This is a genomic window from Streptomyces broussonetiae (assembly GCF_009796285.1).
GTDB classification, from domain to species: domain Bacteria; phylum Actinomycetota; class Actinomycetes; order Streptomycetales; family Streptomycetaceae; genus Streptomyces; species Streptomyces broussonetiae.
Map to the genome: position 1 here is coordinate 4,156,572 of NZ_CP047020.1, position 21,817 is coordinate 4,178,388.

Below are 21,817 nucleotides of genomic sequence, written 5' to 3' on the forward strand. Positions count from 1 at the left end.
CCGGGGCCGCAGGGTGCTGACCGGGGGTCAGGAGGCCTTGGCCTTCTCCTCGGTCTTGGCGGCGGCGACCGGCGCCGGCTTGGCGGCCTCGAAGAACTCCTCGCGGGGGTTCTCCATGGCGCCGAGGGAGACGACCTCGCGCTTGAGGAACATGCCGAGGGTCCAGTCGGCGAAGACGCGGATCTTGCGGTTCCAGGTCGGCATCGCCATGCCGTGGTAGCCGCGGTGCATGTACCAGGCGAGACGGCCCTTGAGCTTGATCTTCATCTTGCCCATGACGATCATCGCCACGCCCTTGTGCAGGCCGAGACCGGCGACCGCACCCTTGTTGGCGTGCTCGTACTCCTTCTGCGGGAAGCCCCGCATACCGGAGACCACGTTGTCGCCGAGGACCTTGGCCTGACGCAGCGCGTGCTGGGCGTTGGGCGGGCACCAGGCGTTCTCGTTGCCCGCCTTGCGGCCGACGAGGTCCGGGACCTGTGCGTTGTCACCGGCGGACCAGATGTAGTCCGTGCCCTTGACCTGGAGGGTCGGCTCGCAGTCGACGTGGCCGCGCGGGCCGAGGGGCAGACCGAAGCGGGACAGGGCCGGGTTCGGCTTGACGCCGGCGGTCCACACGATGGTGTTGGCGTCGACCTCGAGGCCGTTCTTGAGCACCACGTGACCGCCGACACAGGAGTCCATGGAGGTGGAGAGGTAGATCTCCACGCCCCGGCTCTCCAGGTGCTCCTTGCCGTACTGGCCGAGCTTCGGGCCGACCTCGGGAAGGATCTTGTCGGCGGCGTCGACGAGGACGAACCGCATGTCCTCGCGGGACACGTTCTTGTAGTACTTGGCCGCGTCCCGGGCCATGTCCTCGACCTCGCCGATGGTCTCCGCACCCGCGAAGCCACCGCCGATGAAGACGAAGGTGAGCGCCTTGCGGCGGAGCTCCTCGTCGGTCGTGGAGTCGGCCTTGTCCAGCTGCTCAAGCACGTGGTTGCGCAGGCCGATGGACTCCTCGATGCCCTTCATGCCGATGCCCTGCTCGGCGAGGCCGGGGATCGGGAAGGTGCGGGAGACCGCGCCCATCGCGATGACGAGATAGTCGAACGGCAGCTCGTACGCCTCGCCCACCAGCGGGGCGATCGTGGCGACCTTGCGGTCCTGGTCGATGGTGGTGACCCGACCGGTGAGGACCTCCGCCTTCGGCAGCACGCGTCGCAGCGGGACGACGACGTGGCGAGGGGAGATGCTGCCGGCGGCGGCTTCGGGGAGGAAGGGCTGGTAGGTCATGTACGACCGGGGGTCGACGACCGTGACGGTCGCCTCGCCGAAGCGCATCTTCTTGAGAATGCGCCGAGCTGCGTACAGGCCTACGTACCCACCGCCTACTACGAGGATCCTGGGACGCTCCGTGGTGCTCATGGCATCGAGTATCCACCCGCACCTCGAGGGGTGCTCGTGCGCCCCTTCACAAGGTTCGACAGGGCCTGTGCTAAACTGCGCGGCCCGCGTGACGCAGGTCATGCGGCCACCGGGGTACCCCGGGGCGGTTCGCCCCGATGTCAAGGCCGCGTGAGCTGCCACTCCGCGCCGTTCAGGGCCTCCGCGAAGGCCACCGAGCGAGCCCCACGACATCCCCCACGGACACCTGGGCGAGGGTCCGGGAGGTCCGCTCGATGAGCTGGTGAGCCCCCGGATGGGCCAATGAAGGCTCTTTGATCCCTCGTCGGGACCCAATTCCTTGTGAAGAACTTCACGAACTTTTCCGACGGCGTGTCACCGCAGCCCCCGAACGGCCCGCTCACACGTTATCCAACCTGCTCAACGGAGGCTACCGACCAGTAGCAAACAACTGGGAAAGCAGCCTCCGCAGGAAGGCCCCGAGCGGGCCCCGAGCGGGCCCTGCCGGGCCCGCTCGGGCCGCCGGACTACGCCAGCGACCAGGCGATTCCGTCGAGGATGTCGTGCTCGCTCACCACGACCTCCGCGGCGCCGATCCGCTCCATGATCGCGAGCAGGACGAGGGCGCCCGCGCCGATGACGTCGACCCGTCCCGGGTGCAGCGACGGGATCGCGGCGCGCTCGGCGTGCGTGGAGCGCAGCAGCCACTCGGTGATCTCGCGGACCCGGTCGTGGGAGACCCGGGAGTGGTGGATGCGCGCGGAGTCGTACTCCGGCAGGTCCTGGGCGATGGCCGAGACGCTGGTGACCGAGCCGGCCAGGCCCACCAGGGTGTGTGCCTCGCGCAGCGGGACGGTCTGCTCCGCGAGGTCCAGCGCGGCCTCGATGTCGGCCCTTATGGCGGCGATCTGCTCCTCGGTGGGCGGGTCGGTGACCTTGCCGTCCTGCACCAGGTGCCGTTCGGTCATCCGCACACAGCCGACGTCCACCGAGCGCGCGGCCCGTACGTGCTCCTCGCCGACGACGAACTCGGTGGAACCGCCGCCGATGTCCACGACGAGATACGGCCTGGCCAGGTCGTCTCGGCCGATCAGTTCCTTGGTGGCGCCGGTGAAGGAGAACTCGGCCTCCTGCCCGCCCGTGATCACCTCCGGCTCGACCCCGAGGATGTCCAACACCCCGCGCACGAACTCGTCGCGGTTCTCGGCGTCACGGGAGGCGGAGGTGGCGACGAAACGGAGCCTCTCGGCACCGTGCTCCTTGATGATCGCGGCGTACTCGCGGCAGGCGGCGAACGTCCGCTCGAGCGCCTCCGGCGCGAGCCGGCCGGTGCGGTCGACGCCCTGGCCGAGCCGCACGATCGTCATCCGCCGGTCCAGGTCGACGATGTCGCCCGTCCGGACGTCCGCGTCCGCGACCAGCAGGCGGATGGAATTCGTACCGCAGTCGACAGCGGCAACGCGGGTCACTTCTCGTCCCCCTCGGTGTCCTCGGTGAGCGTCACGCACGCGCCCCTGCTCCACCACTGCGGCAGCATCGCCAGCGCCTCGTCGCCGAGCGGGTTGACACCGGGCCCCGCCGCCAGCGAGTGGGCGACCAGGACGTGCAGGCACTTGACCCGGTCCGGCATGCCGCCCGCGCTCGGGAAGCCCTTCAGCTCCTCGATCTCGTCCCGGCGCCGGATGTAGTCCTCGTGCGCGGCCCGGTAGGCGGCGGCCAGCTCCGGGTCGCTCTGCAGCCGCTCGGTCATCTCCTTCATCACGCCGTTGGCCTCCAGCGTGCCGATGGCGGAGGACGCCTTCGGGCACGTCAGGTAGTACAGCGTCGGGAAGGGCGTGCCGTCCGGCAGCCGGGGCGCCGTCTCCACGACGTCCGGCTGACCGCACGGGCAGCGGTGCGCGATGGCCCTCAGGCCGCGCGGCGGGCGGCCCAGCTGCTGCTTGAAGGCCTCGACGTCCGCGTCGGTGGGCTCGGTGCGCGGGGTGGGCGGCGGGGGCGTTTGCATGACTGCTTCAGGTTGGCTTTCTATCGATGACGGAATCGATCACCGGATCGATCACTGGTCGGAGGCGTCGGACTTGTCGACCCCGTCCCAGACATTGGCGTACCACGGCCGCCGGGCGGCCCTCAGGTCGGCGCGGGACTGCTTGGCCGCACCGGGGTCGACGACCACGTACCCGGTCTCCCCCGGCATCACGTAATGCAGCCGGCGCCGGATCTGCTGCTCGGCGTAGGAGTCGTCCTGCCAGCGCGCCTTGAGGTCGCGCAGCTGCTCGACGCGTTTGCGGGCCTGTTGCTGCTGCCGCTGGAGGTCGGAGATCTGAGCGCGCTGGGTGACGTACTGGCGCATCGGGTAGGCAAGCGCGACGATCATCGAGCACAGCACCAGTGCGAGCAGCGCCGCTCGGCCGGTGAGCCGGGAGCGGCGGGCCTGCCGTTTGGTCTGGGAGCGGTAGACCCGGGCGGCCGTCTGCTCGCCGAGCAGCCGCAGCCTGGTCGCGGTGGAGAAACGGTCCCGGTCCCTGACGGCCATCTGGCTCTCCGCCTCCCCTTTCACACGTGCGTACGTCCCCGGACACGGTACGGGACCGGGTACGGGGACGTACGTACGACTGGCTAAGACGTAGCCCGGGAAGGCTCAGCCCTTGAAGCGGGGGAAGGCGCTGCGGCCCGCGTACACCGCGGCGTCGTCGAGGATCTCCTCGATGCGCAGCAGCTGGTTGTACTTGGCGACGCGCTCGGAGCGGGCCGGGGCGCCGGTCTTGATCTGGCCGCAGTTGGTGGCGACGGCGAGGTCGGCGATGGTGACGTCCTCGGTCTCGCCGGAGCGGTGGGACATCATGCACTTGAAGCCGCTGCGCTGGGCCAGCTCGACGGCGTCCAGGGTCTCGGTCAGCGAGCCGATCTGGTTGACCTTGACCAGCAGGGCGTTGGCCGTGCCCTCCTCGATGCCGCGGGCCAGGCGCTCGGGGTTGGTGACGAACAGGTCGTCGCCGACCAGCTGGACCTTGTCGCCGAGACGGTCGGTGATGACCTTCCAGCCGGCCCAGTCGTCCTCGAACAGCGGGTCCTCGATGGAGACGAGCGGGTAGGCCGCGACCAGCTCCTCGTAGTACTCCGTCATCTCGGCGGCGGAGCGCTCCTTGCCCTCGAAGAGGTACTTGCCGTCCTTGTAGAACTCGGAGGCGGCCACGTCGAGCGCGAGGGCGATCTGCTGGCCGGGGGCGTAGCCGGCCTCCTTGATGGCCTCGAGGATGAGGTCGAGGGCCTCACGGTTGGAGCCGAGGTTCGGGGCGAAGCCACCCTCGTCGCCGAGACCGGTGGACAGGCCCTTGTTCTTCAGGACCTTCTTCAGCGTGTGGTAGACCTCGGTGCCCCAGCGCAGGGCCTCGGAGAAGGACTCCGCGCCGATCGGGGCGATCATGAACTCCTGGATGTCCACGTTGGAGTCCGCGTGCGAGCCGCCGTTGAGGATGTTCATCATCGGCACCGGCAGCAGGTGCGCGTTCGGGCCGCCCAGGTAGCGGAACAGCGGCAGGTCGCTGGCCTCGGAGGCGGCGTGGGCGACGGCGAGGGAGACGCCGAGGATGGCGTTGGCGCCGAGGGAGCCCTTGTTGTCGGTGGCGTCCAGGTCGAACATGGCCTGGTCGATCAGGCGCTGCTCGGTGGCGTCGTAGCCGACCAGCTCCGGGCCGATCTGCTCGATGACGGCGAGGACGGCCTTCTCGACACCCTTGCCCTGGTAGCGGTTCGGGTCACCGTCGCGCAGCTCGATGGCCTCGAAGGCACCGGTCGAGGCGCCGGACGGAACGGCGGCACGACCCGTGCTGCCGTCGTCGAGGCCGACCTCGACCTCGACCGTGGGGTTGCCTCGGGAGTCCAGGATTTCCCGGGCTACGACGACGTCGATGGACGGCACGAGCATCTCCTTCTTGGATGTGACGCTGAAAGTGCGGGGCGGGCGCCTTACGGCTGCGCCTTGCGACTAGAGCCTAACCGTCCCCGGGGCCGCGGCCGTCGACCGACCGCCCCGTGGACAGGGAAGGACATGCAGACGGTACCCATTGTTCATGAGCGGAACAAAGAGGGGTGGGGGTGAAGAGCGGGGAAACGGGTGGAGTACGCGCGGCGGCGTACGCGGGCGCGTATGCGGCGGACGAGGGCGCGCATATCGCGTATATGACGGGCGCGTATATAGGGACGCGCACATGAGAGCCGGGGCGCACGCGGAGAGAGGGGCCGCCGGCGCGCGCCGGACGCCGGACGGCAGACGGGGAGACGGCAGACGGCAGACGGCAGACGGGGAGACGGCAGACGGGGAGACAAAAGCCCCGCCCCGGCGCGTACGGGGGAACACGCGCCGGGGCGGGGAGCCCGTGGGGACGGGGGTGGCCCTCACGGGGCCTTCAGCGTGGGGGGAGGGGATGTGAGGGCGCTGTGGGCAGGCTCGCAGCCGGGTGTCACTTCAGGTGCAGCTGCTGGCCCGGGTAGATGAGGTTCGCGTCCTCGACGATGTCCTTGTTCAGCTCGAAGAGCTTCTTCCAGCCGCCCTGGACGTGGTGCTTCTCGGCGATGGCGCTGAGGGTGTCACCCTTGACGACCTTGTACTCGCCGTCGCCCTTCTTGACCTTCTTGCCGGTCGGGGTGGTGACGGTCTTGCTCGCCTTCGGGGCCGTGCGCTCGGTGGAGCGGGTGGCGGCCTGCTGATCGGCGGAGCGGGTGGCGGTGCTGCTCGACGAGCTGCTGGAGGAGGAGCTGCTGCCGGCGGAGCTGGAGCCGGTGCTCGGGGCGGAGCCGTTGTACGCGGCGGAGGACAGGCCCGAGCCGCAGACCGGCCAGGCGCCCTTGCCCTGCGAGGCGAGGACCTTCTCGGCGACGGTGATCTGCTGCGCCTTGGTGGCCTGGTTGGCGGTCGAGGCGTAGGCGGTGCCGCCGTACGCGGCCCAGGTGGAGGCGGAGAACTGGAGACCGCCGTAGAAGCCGTTGCCGGTGTTGATGGACCAGTTGCCACCCGACTCGCACTGGGCGACCGCGTCCCACTCGGAGGCGGTGGCGGCGGAGGCGTTGCCGGCCGCCATCAGCGGGGCGGCGACGGCCGCACCGGTGACGCCGGCGAGCGCGATGACGCGAGTGGCCTTGGACGGACGACGGTGCTTGCCCTTGCCGGAAAACAGCATGAATCGATCCCCTCACCGACGCCTGCGAGGTGAGCTGTCGGGTTCGGGCCGGTTGAGTTGCCCGGCCGCGGGCCCGCTGTTCGCGAGCCGCGGCTTCACCCCCAGCCGGTTCCGGTGTCAACCACCGGTTCCGGCACCTACCTTGGGTCCCCCGCTCCTGCCTACGGCGCTTGACGCGACGACTGTTCCCGGGCAACCGCTGGCAGGATTCGGCGTTGCGACTGCCGGGGCTCGTGGTGACGAGCGGTCCTGACCGTAGACATGCGTTCGGCGGAATTTCAAAGACGATCAGGGCTTCTGAGACTCATCCCACACTTTCGCCAAACCGGACATCAGTCGCGAAATAGGGTGTCAACTCCCGCTACTCGGCGCCCTTTTCGCCCCCGACTTTCAGGGTCTGACCGGCGGTGATGTGGTTCGGGTCGGCGCCGATGGCCTTCTTGTTGCCGGTATAGAGCGCACGCCATCCGCCGTCGACACCGAGGTCGTCGGCGATGGAGGTGAGGGTGTCGCCCTCGCGCACGATGTACGCGCCCGGCCCACGGCCCGCATGGCGACCCGAGGACGCGGCGTCCTGACCGTTTGCCACGCTTTCGTCCGCGCTGCCACCACGGTGACGCCCGCCACTACTGAGGGCCCCGGTGTCGACGAGACTCCACGAACCGGCGGCCTGCTGGGGATTGTCCGACTCGTCCGTTCCCGGGGTCGCCGTGGGAGAGGTGTCGCTCCCCTGAGGGTTTCCCGAGCCGGAGGAATCGGATGAGCCCGGCTTATCGGTCTTGTCCGACTTGGGGGTGCCGCTCGGGACGGAACCGCGCCCGGCGCCCGGCGTCTTGTCCGTGCTCGGGCCAGGGGACGGCGTGACACCGGCGTCCGCGGAGGAGTCCGAGCCGGAGGAGGACGCGGAGCCGGAGGAGGACTCGGAACCGGACCCGTGCCCGGACCCGGCACCGGAGGAATCCGACAGACCGGACGAGTCCGATTCGTCGGTCGATCCGGAGTCGCTGCCCGACCCCTTGCCGCTGCCGGAGTTCCCGACACCCGTGTCGACGTCGACCGAAGCGGAGTTGGAGGTCAGCCCGGCGGTCAGCGCGCACATGGTCCACGGCTTGGTGCCCTGGCCGGCCAGGATCTTCTCGGCGACGGCGATCTGCTGGGAGCGGCTGGCCTGGTCGGCGGTGTCCGCGTACTGCGTGCCGCCGTACTTGTCCCAGTCGTCCTGCGATATCTGCAGGCCTCCGTAGTACCCGTTGCCGGTGTCCGCGCTCCACGAGCCGCCGCTCTCGCACTCGGCGACCTTGTCCCACGTGGTGCCGTCGGCCGCGTTGGCGCTCGCGGCGCCGAGCAGCGGGATGGCGATGGCGGAGCCGGTGACTCCGGCCGCGACGAGGAGGGCCGGAGCCTGACGGGGGCGACGGTGACGACCGTTCCCGGTGAGCATGCGGAAGCCTTTCGTGCGACAGCAGGACCGGCGCGGCGGCTGGTGCCTGTCGCCACGCTGATGGGTGAACGTAGCGGCTGACGATCACTTGTCACAAGTTAATGCCGCGCAGATCACGTGAAGATCACAGGGTTGAGGCACTGTCGTCCTCCCCTGGACGAGGTGTGCCGACGGGGTGTTCAGGCTGTGGGCGTGAACTCCACCGGCAGGGTGCGCAGGCCCCGCATGATGAGCCCGCCGCGCCAGCGCAGCTCGGCCGGATCGGCGGCGAGCCGCAGGTCGGGCAGGCGGGTGAGCAGGGTGGCGAGCGCGCTCTGACCCTCCAGGCGGGCGAGCGGCGCGCCCAGGCAGTAGTGGATGCCGTGGCCGTAGCCGAGGTGCTGGTTGTCACGGCGGGCGAGGTCCAGCACGTCCGGGTCGGCGAACCGCTCCGGGTCCCGGTCGGCCGCGGCGAGCACGACGAGCACCGGATCGCCGGGCGCGATGTCCTGCCCGCCGACGGCGAGCGGCTCGGTGGCGAACCGCCAGGTGGCCAGTTCCACCGGGCCGTCGTAGCGCAGCAGCTCCTCGACTCCGGTCTCCAGCAGGGCCCGCTCCCCTCTTACCAGGGAGTCCTGCAGCCGCCGACGCTGCTCGGGGTGGGTGAGCAGGGCGTAGGTGCCGTTGCCGATCAGGTTCACGGTGGTCTCGAAACCGGCGAAGAGGAGGATGAAGGCCATCGCGGCCGCCTCGTTCTCGGTGAGGTGCTCGCCGTGGTCCGAGGCGCGGATGAGGCCGGAGATCAGGTCCTCGCCGGGTGCGGGCTCGGCGGGCAGCGCCTGCCGCTTCTTGTGGATCAGCTCGGCGAGGTAGCCGCGCATCTTCTTGACCGACCGGGCGACGCCGCCGCGGGGCCCTCCCCCGTGCCGGATCATCATGCCCGCCCAGTCCCGGAAGTCGTCCTGGTCCTCGCGCGGGACGCCGAGCAGGTCGCAGATGGCGTAGATGGGCAGCGGGAAGGCGAACTCGTGGATGAGGTCGGCCGAACCCTGCTGCGCGAACCGGTCGATGAGGTGGTCGGTCAGCTCCTGCACCCGAGGGGCGAACTCGGCGACTCGCCGGGGTGTGAACGCCTTGCTGACCAGCCGGCGCAGCCGGGTGTGGTCCGGCGGGTCGATGTTCAGCAGATGCGTCATCAGCTCGGCCTTGCGCTCGCCGGGGATGCCGGTCTTGCCCTTGGCGTGCGCGGGCTCGTCGTGGTGCGCCGGGTTCTTGCTCAGGCGCTGGTCGGCGAGCGCCTGCTTGGCGTCGGCGTACCGGGTGACCAGCCAGGCCTCGACACCGCTGGGCAACCGCGTCCGGTGCACCGGGGCGTGCTCGCGCAGCCAGGCGTACGCAGGGTAGGGATCGGTGGCGAACTCCCAGGTGAACAGGGCGGGGGCCCCAGCGCGGTCCGCGGGGGGGCCGGGAGTGGTCGGGGGGTGGTGCTGGTCGGTCACCCCTCGACCGTATCCGGACCCGTCCGCCGCTCCTGCTCCGGTGCCGTGGCCGCCGTCCCGGGTGCCGTGCCCTCGGTCTGCCGTATCGCGTCGCGGTACGTGCGGGCCGCCGCGCGCAGCGCCGCCTCCGGGTCGACACCGGCCGCCTCCGCGCGGACCGCCAGGGCGAGCAGTTCGTAGCCGACGCCCTCGCCGCGCGGCAGGGGGACGTCCAGGCCCGCCGTGCGGGCGCGGGAGGCGAGCTTGGCGGCGAGGGCCAGGCCGGGCTGGCCGAGCGGGACGCCCTCCGTGACCGAGGTGCGCCGCTTCTCCTCGGCCTTGGTGCGCAGCCAGTGCTCCTTGACGTCCTCCGGTGTCTCGGCCTTCTCGTCGCCGAAGACGTGCGGGTGGCGGTGGATGAGCTTGGCGACGATGCCGCCTGCCACGTCGTCGACGGAGAACGGCTCGTCCGGGTGCTCCTCGGCGATCCGGGAGTGGAAGACGACCTGGAGCAGGACGTCCCCCAGCTCCTCGCGCAGCTCCTCCCGGTCACCTGCCTCGATCGCCTCGACCAGTTCGTACGCCTCCTCGATGCCGTACTTGGCGAGGCCCTCGTGCGTCTGCCGGGAGGACCAGGGGCACTCGGCACGGATGCGGTCCATGACCTGCACGAGGTCCAGCAGGCGGGCGCCGGGCAGGTCGTAGGAGGCGGGCAGCAGCTCCAGCTCCGGCATGGAGACACGGCCCGAGCCGGCCAGCCGGGCCAGGCCGTCGGTGAGCGCGGGCTCGCCCTCTCCGGTGGCCACGACCACCACCGTCCGCCCGCCGGCGCACGCGTCGACCAGCTCCTGCGCGCTGGGGGACGCCTCAGCCACCGCTGCCCCGGCCTCGCGCAGATACGGCAGCTGCGGATGCGCGCCGTCCGCGCACAGCACGGCGTCGGCGGTGCGCAGGGCCTGCCAGGCGGGCCAGGACAGCAGGCCGGGGGCGACCCGGTGGCTGGTGGTGAGCAGGACGATGCGACCGGGGTCGGCCGGCGGGGCGAGGTCGGAGCTGGATGCGTTCACGATCCGAACGTAACCCACGGCGGGACGGAGCGGATTCGGTTATCCACAGGGCGGGGCGGGTCGTGTGAACGTATGCCCGGAGTCTGCTCCTGGCATCCGCAGCGCGCTACGCCGTCACCGGCTGCCCGCCGCTGGTCCCGGTGGCCGTCGTGACCTCCCGCACCCAGGGTGTCTTGGCATCCACCCGGCTGCTCTTCTGCACGTCCCAGGCGCCGTAGCGCGGGTTGAGGTCGATGCGCAGTTCCCGGGACGCCTTGGACAGCGCCTTCCAGAAGTCGGGCTGACTGGTGTCGGTGCCGAGCTTCGCCGCCAGCTTCTGCGCCTCCAGCTGGAGCTGGAGGTTCTCGTCGAGGCGGGCCGGGGCGATGCCGTACTTCTGCAGCCAGGCGGTCTGCAGCGCCGCGGCCCCGCCGGCCTGCTGCTCCAGGCCCGCGCGCATCTGCTCGACCTCCTTGCGGGTGACCGAGATGCCCTCGTCCTGCGCGGCGCGGTGCAGCACCTGGTCGAGAACCATGTTGTGCAGGGTGTCGCGGGTGAGGCTGCTGGTGGAGGCGAGGACCTGCTGGTACTGGGCCTCGTCCGGTACCGCGGCCCGCTGCGCCCTGCGGACCTCGTTGACCCGGCTGTCCAGCTGGGCGACGGTGATCCGCTGCCCGCCGACGACGGCCGCGGCGCCCGGGTGCGCATCGCTTCCGCAGGCGGTCAGCAGGGGTGCCGCAGCGGCGATCGCGGCGGTGAGGACGAGCGCGGTGCGACGGCGGCGGTGCAAGTTAACCTCCAAGGGGAGATTGTGCGACGGTGCACAAAGTCTTGCGATGATCGATGGTAGGCAGTGGGAAGGCCGGGGCCAACCCATCGGACCAACGATTCACGCGCGCTTCGGGCACCGTCACCGCCCCCGGCCGCTCCGGACTCGGCCGATGAGGGCTCGGCGGTGCGGGCTCAGCCGGTTATGGCCACCGGCGCGTCCCACGCGTCGCGGTCGACGGTGAGGGTGACCCCGCCGTACGTCTCCTTGCTGTTGACCATGTACTGGTGCGCGCGGCTGTGGCCGGTGAACTGGGTCGCGCCCCACGGCCAGTCCGCGGTCGTCGTGTTCTGCTTGTCCCACAGCGCGTACCAGAGGTTGCCCGGCAGGTCCGTCTTGTCGGCGGCGGTCGCGACGGCCTTGGCGCTGGAGCTGGTGAAGCCGTAGTAGCCGCTGCGGTACGTCTTCGCGCGCAGCCCCTTGTCGAAGGCGCGCACATACGTCAGCACGGCGTCGTTGCACGCCTTGTTCGTGATGTCGTACGCCTCCATGTCGAGGTAGACCGGGCTGCCCGCCTTCATGCCGAGCGCGGAGGCCTTGGCCACGGCGTCGGCGGCGTCCTGAGCGCCCAGGGAGGCGGCCGTGGAGGCGGTCAGCTTCTCCGGGTTGGACCCGGACTGGCAGGGCGGCTGGGCGCCGACGTAGAGCGGGACGAGCTTCCAGCCGAGGGAGCTGACCGACTTCACCCAGGAGGAGGTGAGGTTGGGCTGGGTGCAGCCGCGGTTCTTGCCGCCCACGTAGACGGCGGCGGCGCCGTAGAAGCCGGTGTGCCAGGCCTTCATCGCGGACAGCGACGGTGCGGCGCACGTGTCGAACGCGCGCCCGGTGAACGTCTTCTGCGCCGGCCACGTGGTGGCGGCCATGGAGGTCTGCGCGGCTATCCCGGCCCCGGCGACCACGGCGGCGCCGACCGCCGCCCACGTGATGTATCTGCGCTTCTTCGACTGCCGATGGCCTGCCATGATCCCCACCCTTTGCGTGTGCCGCCCCTGCCTCACCTGGCAGAGCGAAGCGCAAGGTATCAACCGCCCCCGCTAGCCGCGCACCTGGCCCAGCCATTGCAGGGTGCGCCGGATCTCCAGGGCCATCGGGTGGCCGGGGCCGTGCAGCCGCTCCACGTCCATCAGCAGGCGCGCGAGCGTGTCGTGGGCGGAGGGCCGGTCGCCGAGCGCGAGCAGGAGGTGGCCGATGCGGCGGCGCACTTCGTGCGCGAGCTGCGGGTCGCCGGAGACGTACTGGTTCTCGTAGTAGGGCAGCAGCGCGCGGTACTCGGCGAGCGCCGCCGCCGGTTCGCCGAGCTGCTCCAGACACTGCGCGGCCTCATAGCGGTAGCGCAGGGACTGCGGGTCGGCCTGGCCTGCCTCGGCGGCGCGTTCGTCGGCCAGGCGGCGCAGTTCGGGCAGCGCGCGCCGGTACTGGCCGTCGTCCATCAGCGTGGCCGCGTACTGCTTGCGCAGGGAGCGCACGACCGGGGAGTGCTCACCGTGCTGTTCGGCGGCGGCGGGCAGGATCGCGCCCAGGATGTCCACGGCCTGGGTGATGCGCCCCTCCCCCAGCAGCCGCTTGACCTCGTCGACGGCCGCGGCGACGTCGGGCCTGTCGGCCACCGGCGGCGCGGGCGAGACCGGGGCGGGCTGGGGCGCGGAGGTCCGCGCGCGGTCCGGCCAGGGGGCATGTGGGCGCAGGAAGGGGCGCGTGGGGTCCAAGGGCGCCCCGGTGGGGATCCCACGCGCGGGCAGAAGCGGTGCCAGGTCCTCGTACACCTCCTGCGCGGAGGCCGGCCGGTGCTGCGGGTCCTTGGCGAGCAGCCGCAGGACGAGCGTCTCCAGCGCCTCGGGGACCTCGGGGCGGATCCGGCACACGGGCAGCGGGGGCTCGTAGAGGTGCCGGTGCAGCACACCGAGCGCCGTGGAGCCCGCGAACGGAACGTCCCCGCTGAGCAGTTCGTGCAGCAGCACCCCGAGCGCGTACAGGTCGGTGTACGGGCCGACCGCGCCGCCCATCGCCTGTTCCGGCGCCATGTAGGCGGGCGAGCCGATCGGGGAGCCGGTGTGGGTCAGGCGGGTGGTGTCGGTGTCCATGACCGAGGCCACGCCCAGGTCGAGCACGGTCACCGTGCCGTCCTGCTTCACCATCACGTTGCGCGGCTTGAGGTCGCGGTGGACGATCGGCACGGCGTGTACGGCGCTCAGCACGGCGCACAGTTGCGCGGCCACCGCGACCGCCCACGGCCACGGGTACGGGTCGTGCTCGGCCAGATGGTCGGACAGGTCGGCGCCGTCGACGTACTGCATGACGAGGAACAGCTCCTCGCCCTCGCTGCCCGCGTCGTGCACCGTGACCAGACCGGGGTGGTCGACCTGAGCCGTCACCCGGCACTCGCGCAGGAACCGGCGGCGCAGCTCGTCCGCCTCCTGGCCCGCCACCTTGTCGGGGCGCAGCAGCTTCACCGCCACGCGCCGGTCCAGCCGCCGGTCGTACGCCGTCCACACCTGGCCCATGCCGCCCTGCCCGATGAGCGTGGACAGTTCGTACCGGCCGGCGACGACACGCCCTGTCGCCACACTCACCTTCCGCTCTCGTGGCTGCCGCCCTGTCCACCGGGGTGCTTGCGCAGATAGTCGCTGAGTTCGTCGAGTTCGGCGCGCACCTGGTCGATGCGGACGGGCGCGGGGCGCTGCGGCGGTGCGGGAACGGGTGGCCGGGGCGCGGGGGTGTGGGCGTGGGGCATCGGGGCCGGGGCGTACGGGGGTTGCGGTGTGCTCGGCGCGGTCGTCGCGGTGAACGGCGGCACGGGCTGCGGGTATCCGTAGCCCGGCATCAACGGCACCTGTCCGGCGTGGGCCTGACGGAGCCGGTGGAAGTGGCGTATGTCCGCATAGAGGTAGTAGCCGGCGCAGGCAACGGCGTTCAGCAGCAGCATGCTCATGCCCAGGGTGCCGTTCGGCGAGCTGAAGTCGTCGGTGTGGTCGGTGCTGAAGAGCGAGAAACAGATACCGAGGACCACCACGGATCCGCCGAAGAACCACCACTCGGCCGGCCTGCGGGTCACGATCGCCGCGCGCAGCGGCGCCACCCACGCCAGGAATCCGATGCTGAGCAGCGCCACAGCCACGAAGATCACGCGCAGCACGACCAGCACCCCGGTCGAGGGTGGCTGCGGCGGAGGCGGCGCGTAGCCGTGGCCGTGCATGGCTGCTCCTGGAGGCCTGGTGCGTGCGGACGTGTGTGCTGAGTCCGAGCGTATAGGCCGACAAGGACAGCCGGTCCCGGGTGTACCGAACCGTTGCCGCGTTCCGGACCTCAGCCCGGTGCCACGGTCCCGTCCGTCAGCCCGTCGTACATCCCGCGCACGAGCTGTTCCCCGAGCCGGCTCGTGTGACGCAGCGCCCGCTCGAACTCGTCGAGTGCGCGGAAACGCCCGCCGTAGCGCCGTTGTTCGTCCAGCGGGAGCCGGGGCAGCTGGAGACGGCGCACGTCGAGCCGGGTCGCGGTGGAGGCGTAGCTGCTGGCCTGCCGGTTGTTCGCGGTGCCGCGCAGGAAGCCGGCGAGGAACCACGGGTCGAGCGCCGTGCGATCAGGGCGCAGAAGCACAAGGTTGCGCCCGAGGGCGGCGCCCTCTGTCGTCTCGTCGATCATGCGCGCCACCGAGCCTCCGCCCAGCACCGGTACGACGACATCGCCCGGTTCGGTCAGCACGGCCTCCTCCTCGCTCTCCGGAAGCATCCCGGAGGGTGCCGTTCCGGCGAGGACGTCGTGGTCGGTGAGTACGGGCACGCGCGCGCGGCCGCCGTTTCCGCCGGTGCGCATCATCAGCGCGCCCCCGCGCGCGAGTTCGCCGATCGTGGTGAGCGGCCAGCGCGCGCCCGGCGGCGCGGGGACGGCCGCAGGCGGCGTGAGGTCGGCGGTCAGGCGCAGGGTCGCACCGAGGCGCTCGCGCACCGCCGTGAGCTGTTCCGCACCGTCGGCCACGGCAGCCGGCGGCAGGTGCCGGGCGGGCGCGAGGTCGACGTCGTCGTCGAGGAGTTCGATGACCGGCACGGACCGCGCGAGCCCCGGCCGCTCCTCCAGCCGGCCGGAGCGCTCGAAGCTCCGCCAGGCGTCCAGGACGGCCTCGCGCACCGCCGCCCAGTCCGGACCGCCGCGCCCCTCCGCGGCGAACCGCCCCGTGTCCACGAGCAGCACCTCGGGCGCCGTGGGCGTCCGGTCGGGGCGGCGCAGCACCCACACGTGCAGCGGGATGTTGTACGGCGGCGCCGCCCCGACCGGCAGCGCGACCACGGCCCTGAGCGCCCCCCGGCGCAGCAGGTCGGAGCGGATCCGGCGTCCGGAGCGGCGGGACGCGGCGGCCGGCGGCATCAGCAGCACGGCGGCGCCGCCGTCGGCCAGCCGGGCCAGCGCATGCTGCACCCAGGCCAGCTCGGACTCGGTGCGGGCCGGGAAGCCGTACTCCCAGCGCGGGTCGTAGGCGAGTTCGTCATGGCCCCAGTTGCGCTCGTTGAACGGCGGATGGCACAGCACCGCGTCGGCCCGCAGCTCGGGGTGGGCATCGGCGCGCAGGGTGTCCCCGGCGGCAGCGCGCACACCGGCCCGGGAGTGCAGCGCGAGCCGCAGCGCCGTGATCACGGCCAGGTCCGGGGCGCTGTCCTGGGCGTACACCTCCTGGTCGGGACGGGTGTCCACGGCACGCAACAGGGCTCCGGTGCCGCAGGCCGGGTCCAGGACGGTACGGGCGGGACCGGCGAGGTCGGCCATGAGCCCGGCGAGTTCGGCCGGGGTGAGCGTGTACTGGCGGGGGTTGGCGTCCAGGTGCCGTCCCAGCAGGAACTCGAAGGCCTGCCGCGCCCCCGCCTCGGCGGCCAGCTCGGCGGCCCCGCGCAGGAGAGGGACGGAGAGGAAGAGCTGGGGGCCGGTGGGGGTGCGCAGGGCGGTGGTGGTGTGAGCGGCAGGCACGCCGTGAACAGCCGACGAGGTGTTCACAGCCTGTGCGTCACTGGGCGCGTTCACAGTCTGCGGCTCACCGCCCTCGTTCCCACCTCGCTCCTCGCCCGACGTGTTCACAGCCGCCCCGACGTCCCCGCGCCCGCCACTGTGAACTCCCCGGCCCGGCGCACCCCCGAAGCGCGGGGTCATCACCTGCTCCAGTGCGCCGGGCAGCACCGCGGCCAGGCGCTCGTCCGAGCCGGCGCTCGCGTCGAGCCAGACGGTGGGGCGCTCATGGATCAGCAGCAGGACCCAGCCCGTGTGCACCAGGGCGGTCAACGGGCCCGCCGGATGGCCGACGAGTTGCTGCCAGACCCGTTCCCGCAGCGGCACTTCGGCGAGTTTGCCCTGCTTGCGCAGCCAGGTCTCGACCTCGGCGAGCGCGAAGGACGGGCTGGTCTCGGTGCCGCCCACCGGCTTGGGGAAGTCGGCGTGCCGACGGCGCCAGTTGCTCACGGCCGCCCGGCCCACCCCGGCGAGCCGGGCGATACCGGCCGCGGTCACCTCTGTCGCGTTGTCCTGCACCGGCCCCGCTCCCCTCGTCCCGTGTGTGCCGAGCATACCGGCGAACACAAGATCGAGGCATTCACGACCGTGTACATACCCAACCAAGTGAACCGTGTTGACTCGGTTCACAAGCTCTGTTCTTATTGACCCAGCGAACGAGCGGTCACCGGAGGGGGAGGCCGCCGCGCTGGGGAGGGGAATTCGCCATGGGCATGAAGGCCAAGATCGCTCTGGGCGCCGTCGTGGGCGTCGTCGTCATCGGTGCCGTGTCCGCGAACGCAGGGAGCAACGGCAAGCACAGCGGTTCCGGCGACAGCGGCAAGGGCTCTTCCGCCTCCGCCGAGCACAAGTCCGGCGGTACGAAGGACTCCGGGGGCGGCAAGGCCGCCCCCGGGAAGAAGACCACACTGGCCGGTGACGGCGAGTACCAGGTCGGCTCCGACGTGAAGCCGGGGACGTACCGCACGAGCGGCAACACCGATGACACGTGCTACTGGGAGCGCGCCAAGGACGCCAAGGGCGAGACGGACTCGTTGCTGGCCAACGACAACGTCAGCGGCACGAGTTACGTGACCGTCAAGGCCACCGACAAGATCTTCAAGTCCAGCGGCTGCAAGGACTGGGAGGCCGTCGACCCGAAGGCGAAGGGCGCGCCGGCCTCCTCAATGGCCGGCAACGGGGGGATGTTCAAGGTCGGCACGGACATCGCGCCGGGCACCTACAGGTCGACCGGGAAGAAGGACAGCTCCTGCTACTGGGAGCGCACCAAGGACGCCGAGCACGGCATGGACTCGATCATCGCCAACAACAACGTGACCGGCACGGCCGTCGTGACCATCAGCCCCACCGACGCCTACTTCAAGACGACCGGCTGCGGCGACTGGAAGAAGGCGTCCTGACCCGCCGGCCCGTCCGGCACACCCCGCCCGCCGTCCGGCATCCGACGGCCGCCATCCGCACTCACACCGCTCACTCCTCTCAGTTCTCTCAGTTCTCTCAGTGCTCTCTGCTCCCGCTGCTCTCGCTGCTCTCTCAGCCCGTTCGCTCCGCTCTCTCTGTTCTCCCTGCTCTCTCTGCGTTCTCCCTGCTCTCTCTGCTCTCTCTGTTCCGCTCATCACCTGAAGGACTGTCATGCGCCGCTCGTCCCGTGTCGCCACCCTGCTCGCCGTCGCGGCACTGCCGCTGGCCCTCGCCGCCTGCTCGTCCGGTTCCTCCGGCGGATCCGGCTCCGGTGCGGGTGCCGCGCCGGTCAAGGCGAAGGACCTCAACGCCGGTCTGGCCACCGGTACGCAGTTGAAGAAGGCGCTGGCGCCCGCGTCGGCGTTCCCGGCCGGGCTCGCCCTCGAGGCCGACAGCGCCTCGGACAGCGGCGGCATGTTCCTGTCGCCGTCCGGCAAGAGCACCGGGAAGCCGGACTGCACCAGACTGGAGGGCACGTCCTGGATCCAGGTGGCCGGCCTGAAGGGGGGCGTGTCGTTCGCGCAGAACGACTACGCGAACAAGGAAAGGACCGAGGAAGTGGCCCAGGAGACCGACGAGTTCCAGGGCACCACGGCGACCACGGTGATGAAGGACCTGCGGACCGTCGCCTCCCAGTGCGCCACGTTCACGGACACCGACGCCCACACCACGGTGAGGCTCAAGGGCCGTTCCACGCCCGGGCTCGGTGACGAGGCCTACACGATGACGCTGACGAGCGGCACCTGGCAGAACGGCTCCACGCTCATCGCCGTCCGTTCCGGCAGTGCCGTGGTCACCGTGCTGTCCACGGCGGGTACCGACAACGGCGCGGCGTCCGCACAGCGCGTGACGACCCGAATCCTGGGGTCCCTGAAGGACATGAAGTCCGCCTGACCCAGGAGCCGGGTCGGCGCCAGCGCAGACGGGTCGGCGCCCGCACACAGGACGATCCGAGCCGTGGCCCCGAGCCGTGGCCCCGGGCCGCGGCCCTGATCGTCCGGCCATGCGCGCGCAAGCCGCCGGTGTGCTCACACGGTGTGCCACATCCACACGTTGGGCTCGACATGGAGGCGTACCCGCGCTCCGCCTCGCAGCGGACCGGGGCCGGCGCGCCGGGCACCTCGACGTCCCCGGTGACGTCGAAGGACAGCCCGGTCCAGCGGCGCCACTCCTCGATCGAGGCCCCCACGGTCATGGAGGCCGGGGCGATGGAGTCGATGTGCGCGCCCGCGCGCGCGTGGACGCGCAGCCACGGGTCCTCCGGCAGCACGTCGGGGCGTACCCGGTGGGCGTACCCGGTGATCGGAGTGTGCGGTTCGCGGTGCTTGGCGCTGGGGCGGACGGGGCGACGGCCTCACGGAAGCCGTGGGTGCGGGCGTTGTCCCGCATCGCGGTGAGCAGGACGGCGGACAGGCCGTGGCCCTGGGCGTGCGGGGCGACGGTGACGGAGACGGCACCGGCGGTGTCCGGGCGGGTGCCGCGGCGCAGGTCGGCGAAGGCCCACGGCAGGACCTGGTCCCCACCCCGGGCGGGCAGTGCGCCCCGGCCCTCGGCGTCGAGGGCGAAGGCACACCGAAGGCGTGTGCGACGATCTCGCCGTGCTCGTCCTCGGCGAGCCGCGCGTGCCGGGGCAGTTCGGTGGGGATGCGGTCGTGGTGGGCGGCGCCCACAGGGCCGTTGGTCACGGACTCGGGCCATGCGTCGGCCATCTCGACCACCGCGGGCAGCCGGTCGGGCCGCTCGGCGATGCTGCTCACCCTGACGTCCATGACGGCCACGGCAGGCAACACACGCCCGGCCCGGTACCGGTTCATCCGCGGCTCCGGGTACGACGGGCCCGGCTCAGCGCGCCGTGAAGCGCTCCGGTGCCTTGGTCGGGTTGCCGCCCGAGGGGAGCTTCTGGTTCGGGCAGCCGGCGAGGACCTTCTTCATCGCGGCCTTCTCGGCGTCGGTGACCCACAGGCCGTACTTCTTCTTGACGGCGACCTGGGTGGCCACATAGGTGCAGCGGTACGCCCCGTTGGGGGGCAGCCAGGTGGCCGCGTCGCCGTCCCCCTTGCCACGGTTGGTGCTCGCGTCGACCGCGACGAGGTTGAGGGGGTCGTTGGCGAGCGCTATGCGCTTGCTCGCGTCCCAGTACTCGGCGCCCTTCTGCCAGGCGTCGGAGAGCGGGACGACGTGGTCGATGTCGACCTGGCTGGCGCCGCGCTTGTAGGTGATCTCCTTGCCGGAGTAGGGGTCGGGTTCGAGCAGGCCGTACGTGACCTTGCAGGTGCCGCCGGCGGTCTTCATGTCCTTCAGATCGCGCTTGAGTATGTCGTCGCGGGTGTCGCAGGAGTTGGAGTCGGTGTCCGCCCAGGCGGCGCCGAACCGGGCACGGGAGTAACCGGTCTTGGGAGCCCGCCCCTTGACGGCCAGCGAGTCGACGGCGGACAGGACCGCGCCGTTGCCGCCGGACCGCTGCTCGGGCCCGGAGGCCCCCTTGGTCTTGTCCGGGTGGCAGCCGGCCACGGCGGTCAGCACCACCACGGCGGCGACCGCCCCGCCCCTCAGACGTGTCACGGTACGTCCCCCTCGCTCGCTCACCCTGACCCGCCGGTGGACACAGGCGGAATCGTTCCTTCCCTCACGTTAACCGCCCCGCGGCAGACTGCAGATGGTCACCAAAGGGACGTTTCCGGTTAATCCGCACCCGAGTTGAGGCATGGGGAGCCTCTCGGGGGGGAGCACGGCCGCCGCAGGCATGCGCCCGCTCGCCTCCCCCGCTCCCGCCCGCTTCCCCTGCCCCCGCGCGGACTTGACCCTGACACCGGCGTCAGGGTCCGACGATCCCAGCATGAACAACGAGAGCGTTCAGCACCCCCGTACCGTCCTGGTAACCGGCGCCGGCACCGGTATCGGCCGGGCCACCGCGCGCGCGTTCGCCGCCGGAGGCGCCCGGGTCGTCGCCGTCGGCCGCCGCCCCGGGCCGCTGGCCGAGACCGCCGAGGGGCACCCGGGGATCACTGCTGTGTCCGCCGACCTGACCGCCGAGGACGGCCCCGGGACCGTCGTACGGGCCGCGCTGGAGCGGTGCGGCCGGATCGACGTGCTGGTCAACAACGCGGCGGTGGTCACCAGCGATTCCCTGCGCGGCTGCACCCGCGCCTCGGTACGACCGCTGCTGGAGACGAATCTGCTGGCCCCCGTCCTGCTCACCCAGGCCGCGCTGCCCGCGCTGGAGGACAGCCGGGGCGTGGTGGTGAACGTGACGACCTCCGTCGGCCAGCGCGGCTGGCCGGGGAACTCGCTGTACGCGGCCGGGAAGGCGGCCCTGGAGACGCTGACCCGCAGCTGGGCGGTCGAACTGGCGCCGCTCGGCATCCGGGTCGTCGCCGTGGCACCGGGCGCGATCGAGACGCCGATCGCGGACCACAACGGCTACACCCCCGAACAGCGGCGGGCGATCCGCGCGTGGCAGCTCGAGCACACCCCGCTCGGCCGGATCGGCCGCCCGGAGGAGGTCGCCTGGGCCATCACCCGGCTGGCCGAACCCGGGGCGTCGTTCGTGACGGGGGTGGTGCTGCCCGTGGACGGCGGGGCGGTCGTCGCCTGAACACCGGGCCGCCGGCCCTCAAGGGGTCCCGGCGTCCGCCGCGCGCAGTGCCGCCGCCAGGCGGTCGCGGACCTGTGTCTGCGCCGCGATCCGTGCGTCCAGCACCGCCAGCCGGTCCCGGGCGACCCGTATCCCCTTGGCGGCGACGGGACCGGCGGTGACGTCGCCGTCCAGGCACGGGAGGAACACCCGTACGTCGTCGAGGGTGAGCCCCGCGTCGAGCAGGTGCCGGATGTTGCGGACACGGACGGCCGCGGCGGCGGCGTACACGCGATAGCCGTTGGCGGCGCGCTCGGAGGCGATCAGGCCCGCCTGTTCGTAGTGGCGCAGGGCGCGCGGTGTCGTCCCGGTCGCCGCCGCCAGCTCACCGATCCGCACGCCCCGCTCCCTCACCTTCGCCTTCTCCGGCCCGGCACGACCCGCTACAACCCGCTAC

19 protein-coding genes, 1 pseudogene and 1 riboswitch are annotated in these 21,817 nt (G+C 71.6%); of the genes and pseudogenes, 3 read left to right on the plus strand and 17 right to left on the minus strand.

Annotated elements, in window-relative coordinates:
* Window positions 1-27 precede the first annotated feature (27 nt).
* From GQF42_RS19170 to GQF42_RS19235, 14 genes are all read right to left on the minus strand, one after another.
* Window positions 28-1,407: an NAD(P)/FAD-dependent oxidoreductase gene (locus tag GQF42_RS19170; RefSeq protein WP_158921534.1), complete on the minus strand. Its 1,380-nt coding sequence runs from the start codon at window positions 1,405-1,407 to the stop codon at window positions 28-30.
* A gap of 506 nt (window positions 1,408-1,913) precedes the next feature.
* Window positions 1,914-2,855, minus strand: coding sequence for a Ppx/GppA phosphatase family protein (locus GQF42_RS19175; protein ID WP_158921536.1), 942 nt, complete (start codon window positions 2,853-2,855; stop codon window positions 1,914-1,916).
* A complete protein-coding gene (locus GQF42_RS19180; protein ID WP_158921538.1) occupies window positions 2,852-3,391 on the minus strand; it encodes a DUF501 domain-containing protein in 540 nt (179 codons plus the stop codon). The genes GQF42_RS19175 and GQF42_RS19180 overlap by 4 nt, the downstream gene beginning before the upstream one ends.
* A gap of 51 nt (window positions 3,392-3,442) precedes the next feature.
* Window positions 3,443-3,919, minus strand: coding sequence for an FtsB family cell division protein (locus GQF42_RS19185; RefSeq protein WP_158921540.1), 477 nt, complete (start codon window positions 3,917-3,919; stop codon window positions 3,443-3,445).
* Window positions 3,920-4,024: 105 nt separating this feature from the next.
* A complete protein-coding gene (gene eno, locus GQF42_RS19190) occupies window positions 4,025-5,311 on the minus strand; it encodes a phosphopyruvate hydratase (RefSeq protein ID WP_067121346.1) in 1,287 nt (428 codons plus the stop codon).
* A 535-nt stretch (window positions 5,312-5,846) separates the two neighbouring features.
* Complete coding sequence (locus GQF42_RS19195; RefSeq protein WP_158921542.1) at window positions 5,847-6,563, minus strand: LysM peptidoglycan-binding domain-containing protein; 717 nt, start codon at window positions 6,561-6,563, stop codon at window positions 5,847-5,849.
* 4 nt (window positions 6,564-6,567) lie between these two features.
* Window positions 6,568-6,742, minus strand: a riboswitch (cyclic di-AMP (ydaO/yuaA leader).
* 182 nt (window positions 6,743-6,924) lie between these two features.
* Window positions 6,925-8,004, minus strand: coding sequence for a LysM peptidoglycan-binding domain-containing protein (locus GQF42_RS19200; RefSeq protein WP_158921544.1), 1,080 nt, complete (start codon window positions 8,002-8,004; stop codon window positions 6,925-6,927).
* 179 nt (window positions 8,005-8,183) lie between these two features.
* A complete protein-coding gene (locus GQF42_RS19205) occupies window positions 8,184-9,482 on the minus strand; it encodes a cytochrome P450 family protein (protein WP_199272726.1) in 1,299 nt (432 codons plus the stop codon).
* Entirely contained in the window at window positions 9,479-10,528 is a 1,050-nt protein-coding gene (locus GQF42_RS19210; RefSeq protein ID WP_158921546.1) for a nucleoside triphosphate pyrophosphohydrolase, read from the minus strand. Before GQF42_RS19210 ends, GQF42_RS19205 begins: the two co-directional genes overlap by 4 nt.
* 106 nt (window positions 10,529-10,634) lie before the next feature.
* The gene (locus GQF42_RS19215; protein ID WP_158930326.1) at window positions 10,635-11,297 is read right to left on the minus strand and encodes a SurA N-terminal domain-containing protein; all 663 of its coding nucleotides are present in this window, start codon (window positions 11,295-11,297) and stop codon (window positions 10,635-10,637) included.
* 173 nt (window positions 11,298-11,470) lie between these two features.
* A complete protein-coding gene (locus GQF42_RS19220; RefSeq protein WP_158921548.1) occupies window positions 11,471-12,298 on the minus strand; it encodes a glycoside hydrolase domain-containing protein in 828 nt (275 codons plus the stop codon).
* Window positions 12,299-12,370: 72 nt separating this feature from the next.
* The gene (locus tag GQF42_RS19225; RefSeq protein WP_267906181.1) at window positions 12,371-13,864 is read right to left on the minus strand and encodes a serine/threonine-protein kinase; all 1,494 of its coding nucleotides are present in this window, start codon (window positions 13,862-13,864) and stop codon (window positions 12,371-12,373) included.
* Window positions 13,865-13,902: 38 nt separating this feature from the next.
* Entirely contained in the window at window positions 13,903-14,529 is a 627-nt protein-coding gene (locus GQF42_RS19230; protein WP_158921552.1) for a hypothetical protein, read from the minus strand.
* A gap of 110 nt (window positions 14,530-14,639) precedes the next feature.
* Entirely contained in the window at window positions 14,640-16,844 is a 2,205-nt protein-coding gene (locus GQF42_RS19235) for an N-6 DNA methylase (protein ID WP_158921554.1), read from the minus strand.
* Between the two features lie 188 nt (window positions 16,845-17,032).
* Here GQF42_RS19235 and GQF42_RS19240 point away from each other — a divergent pair, with 188 nt between their 5' ends.
* Both GQF42_RS19240 and GQF42_RS19245 read left to right on the plus strand, forming a co-directional pair.
* Window positions 17,033-17,725, plus strand: coding sequence for a hypothetical protein (locus tag GQF42_RS19240; RefSeq protein ID WP_158921556.1), 693 nt, complete (start codon window positions 17,033-17,035; stop codon window positions 17,723-17,725).
* Window positions 17,726-17,957: 232 nt separating this feature from the next.
* Entirely contained in the window at window positions 17,958-18,680 is a 723-nt protein-coding gene (locus GQF42_RS19245) for a hypothetical protein (RefSeq protein ID WP_158921558.1), read from the plus strand.
* Window positions 18,681-18,814: 134 nt separating this feature from the next.
* On the opposite strand, the pseudogene GQF42_RS45950 reads toward GQF42_RS19245, so the two are convergent.
* Both GQF42_RS45950 and GQF42_RS19250 read right to left on the minus strand, forming a co-directional pair.
* Window positions 18,815-19,555: pseudogene (locus GQF42_RS45950) on the minus strand (N-acetyltransferase).
* A gap of 73 nt (window positions 19,556-19,628) precedes the next feature.
* Window positions 19,629-20,348 (minus strand): HNH endonuclease family protein, encoded by a 720-nt coding sequence (locus GQF42_RS19250; RefSeq protein ID WP_158921560.1) that lies wholly within the window; start codon window positions 20,346-20,348, stop codon window positions 19,629-19,631.
* Window positions 20,349-20,622: 274 nt separating this feature from the next.
* On the opposite strand from GQF42_RS19250, the gene GQF42_RS19255 reads away from it, so the two are divergent.
* Window positions 20,623-21,381, plus strand: coding sequence for an SDR family NAD(P)-dependent oxidoreductase (locus GQF42_RS19255; protein ID WP_158921562.1), 759 nt, complete (start codon window positions 20,623-20,625; stop codon window positions 21,379-21,381).
* Window positions 21,382-21,399: 18 nt separating this feature from the next.
* Here GQF42_RS19255 and GQF42_RS19260 read toward each other — a convergent pair whose 3' ends face one another.
* Entirely contained in the window at window positions 21,400-21,759 is a 360-nt protein-coding gene (locus tag GQF42_RS19260; protein WP_158930328.1) for a MerR family transcriptional regulator, read from the minus strand.
* Window positions 21,760-21,817 lie beyond the last annotated feature (58 nt).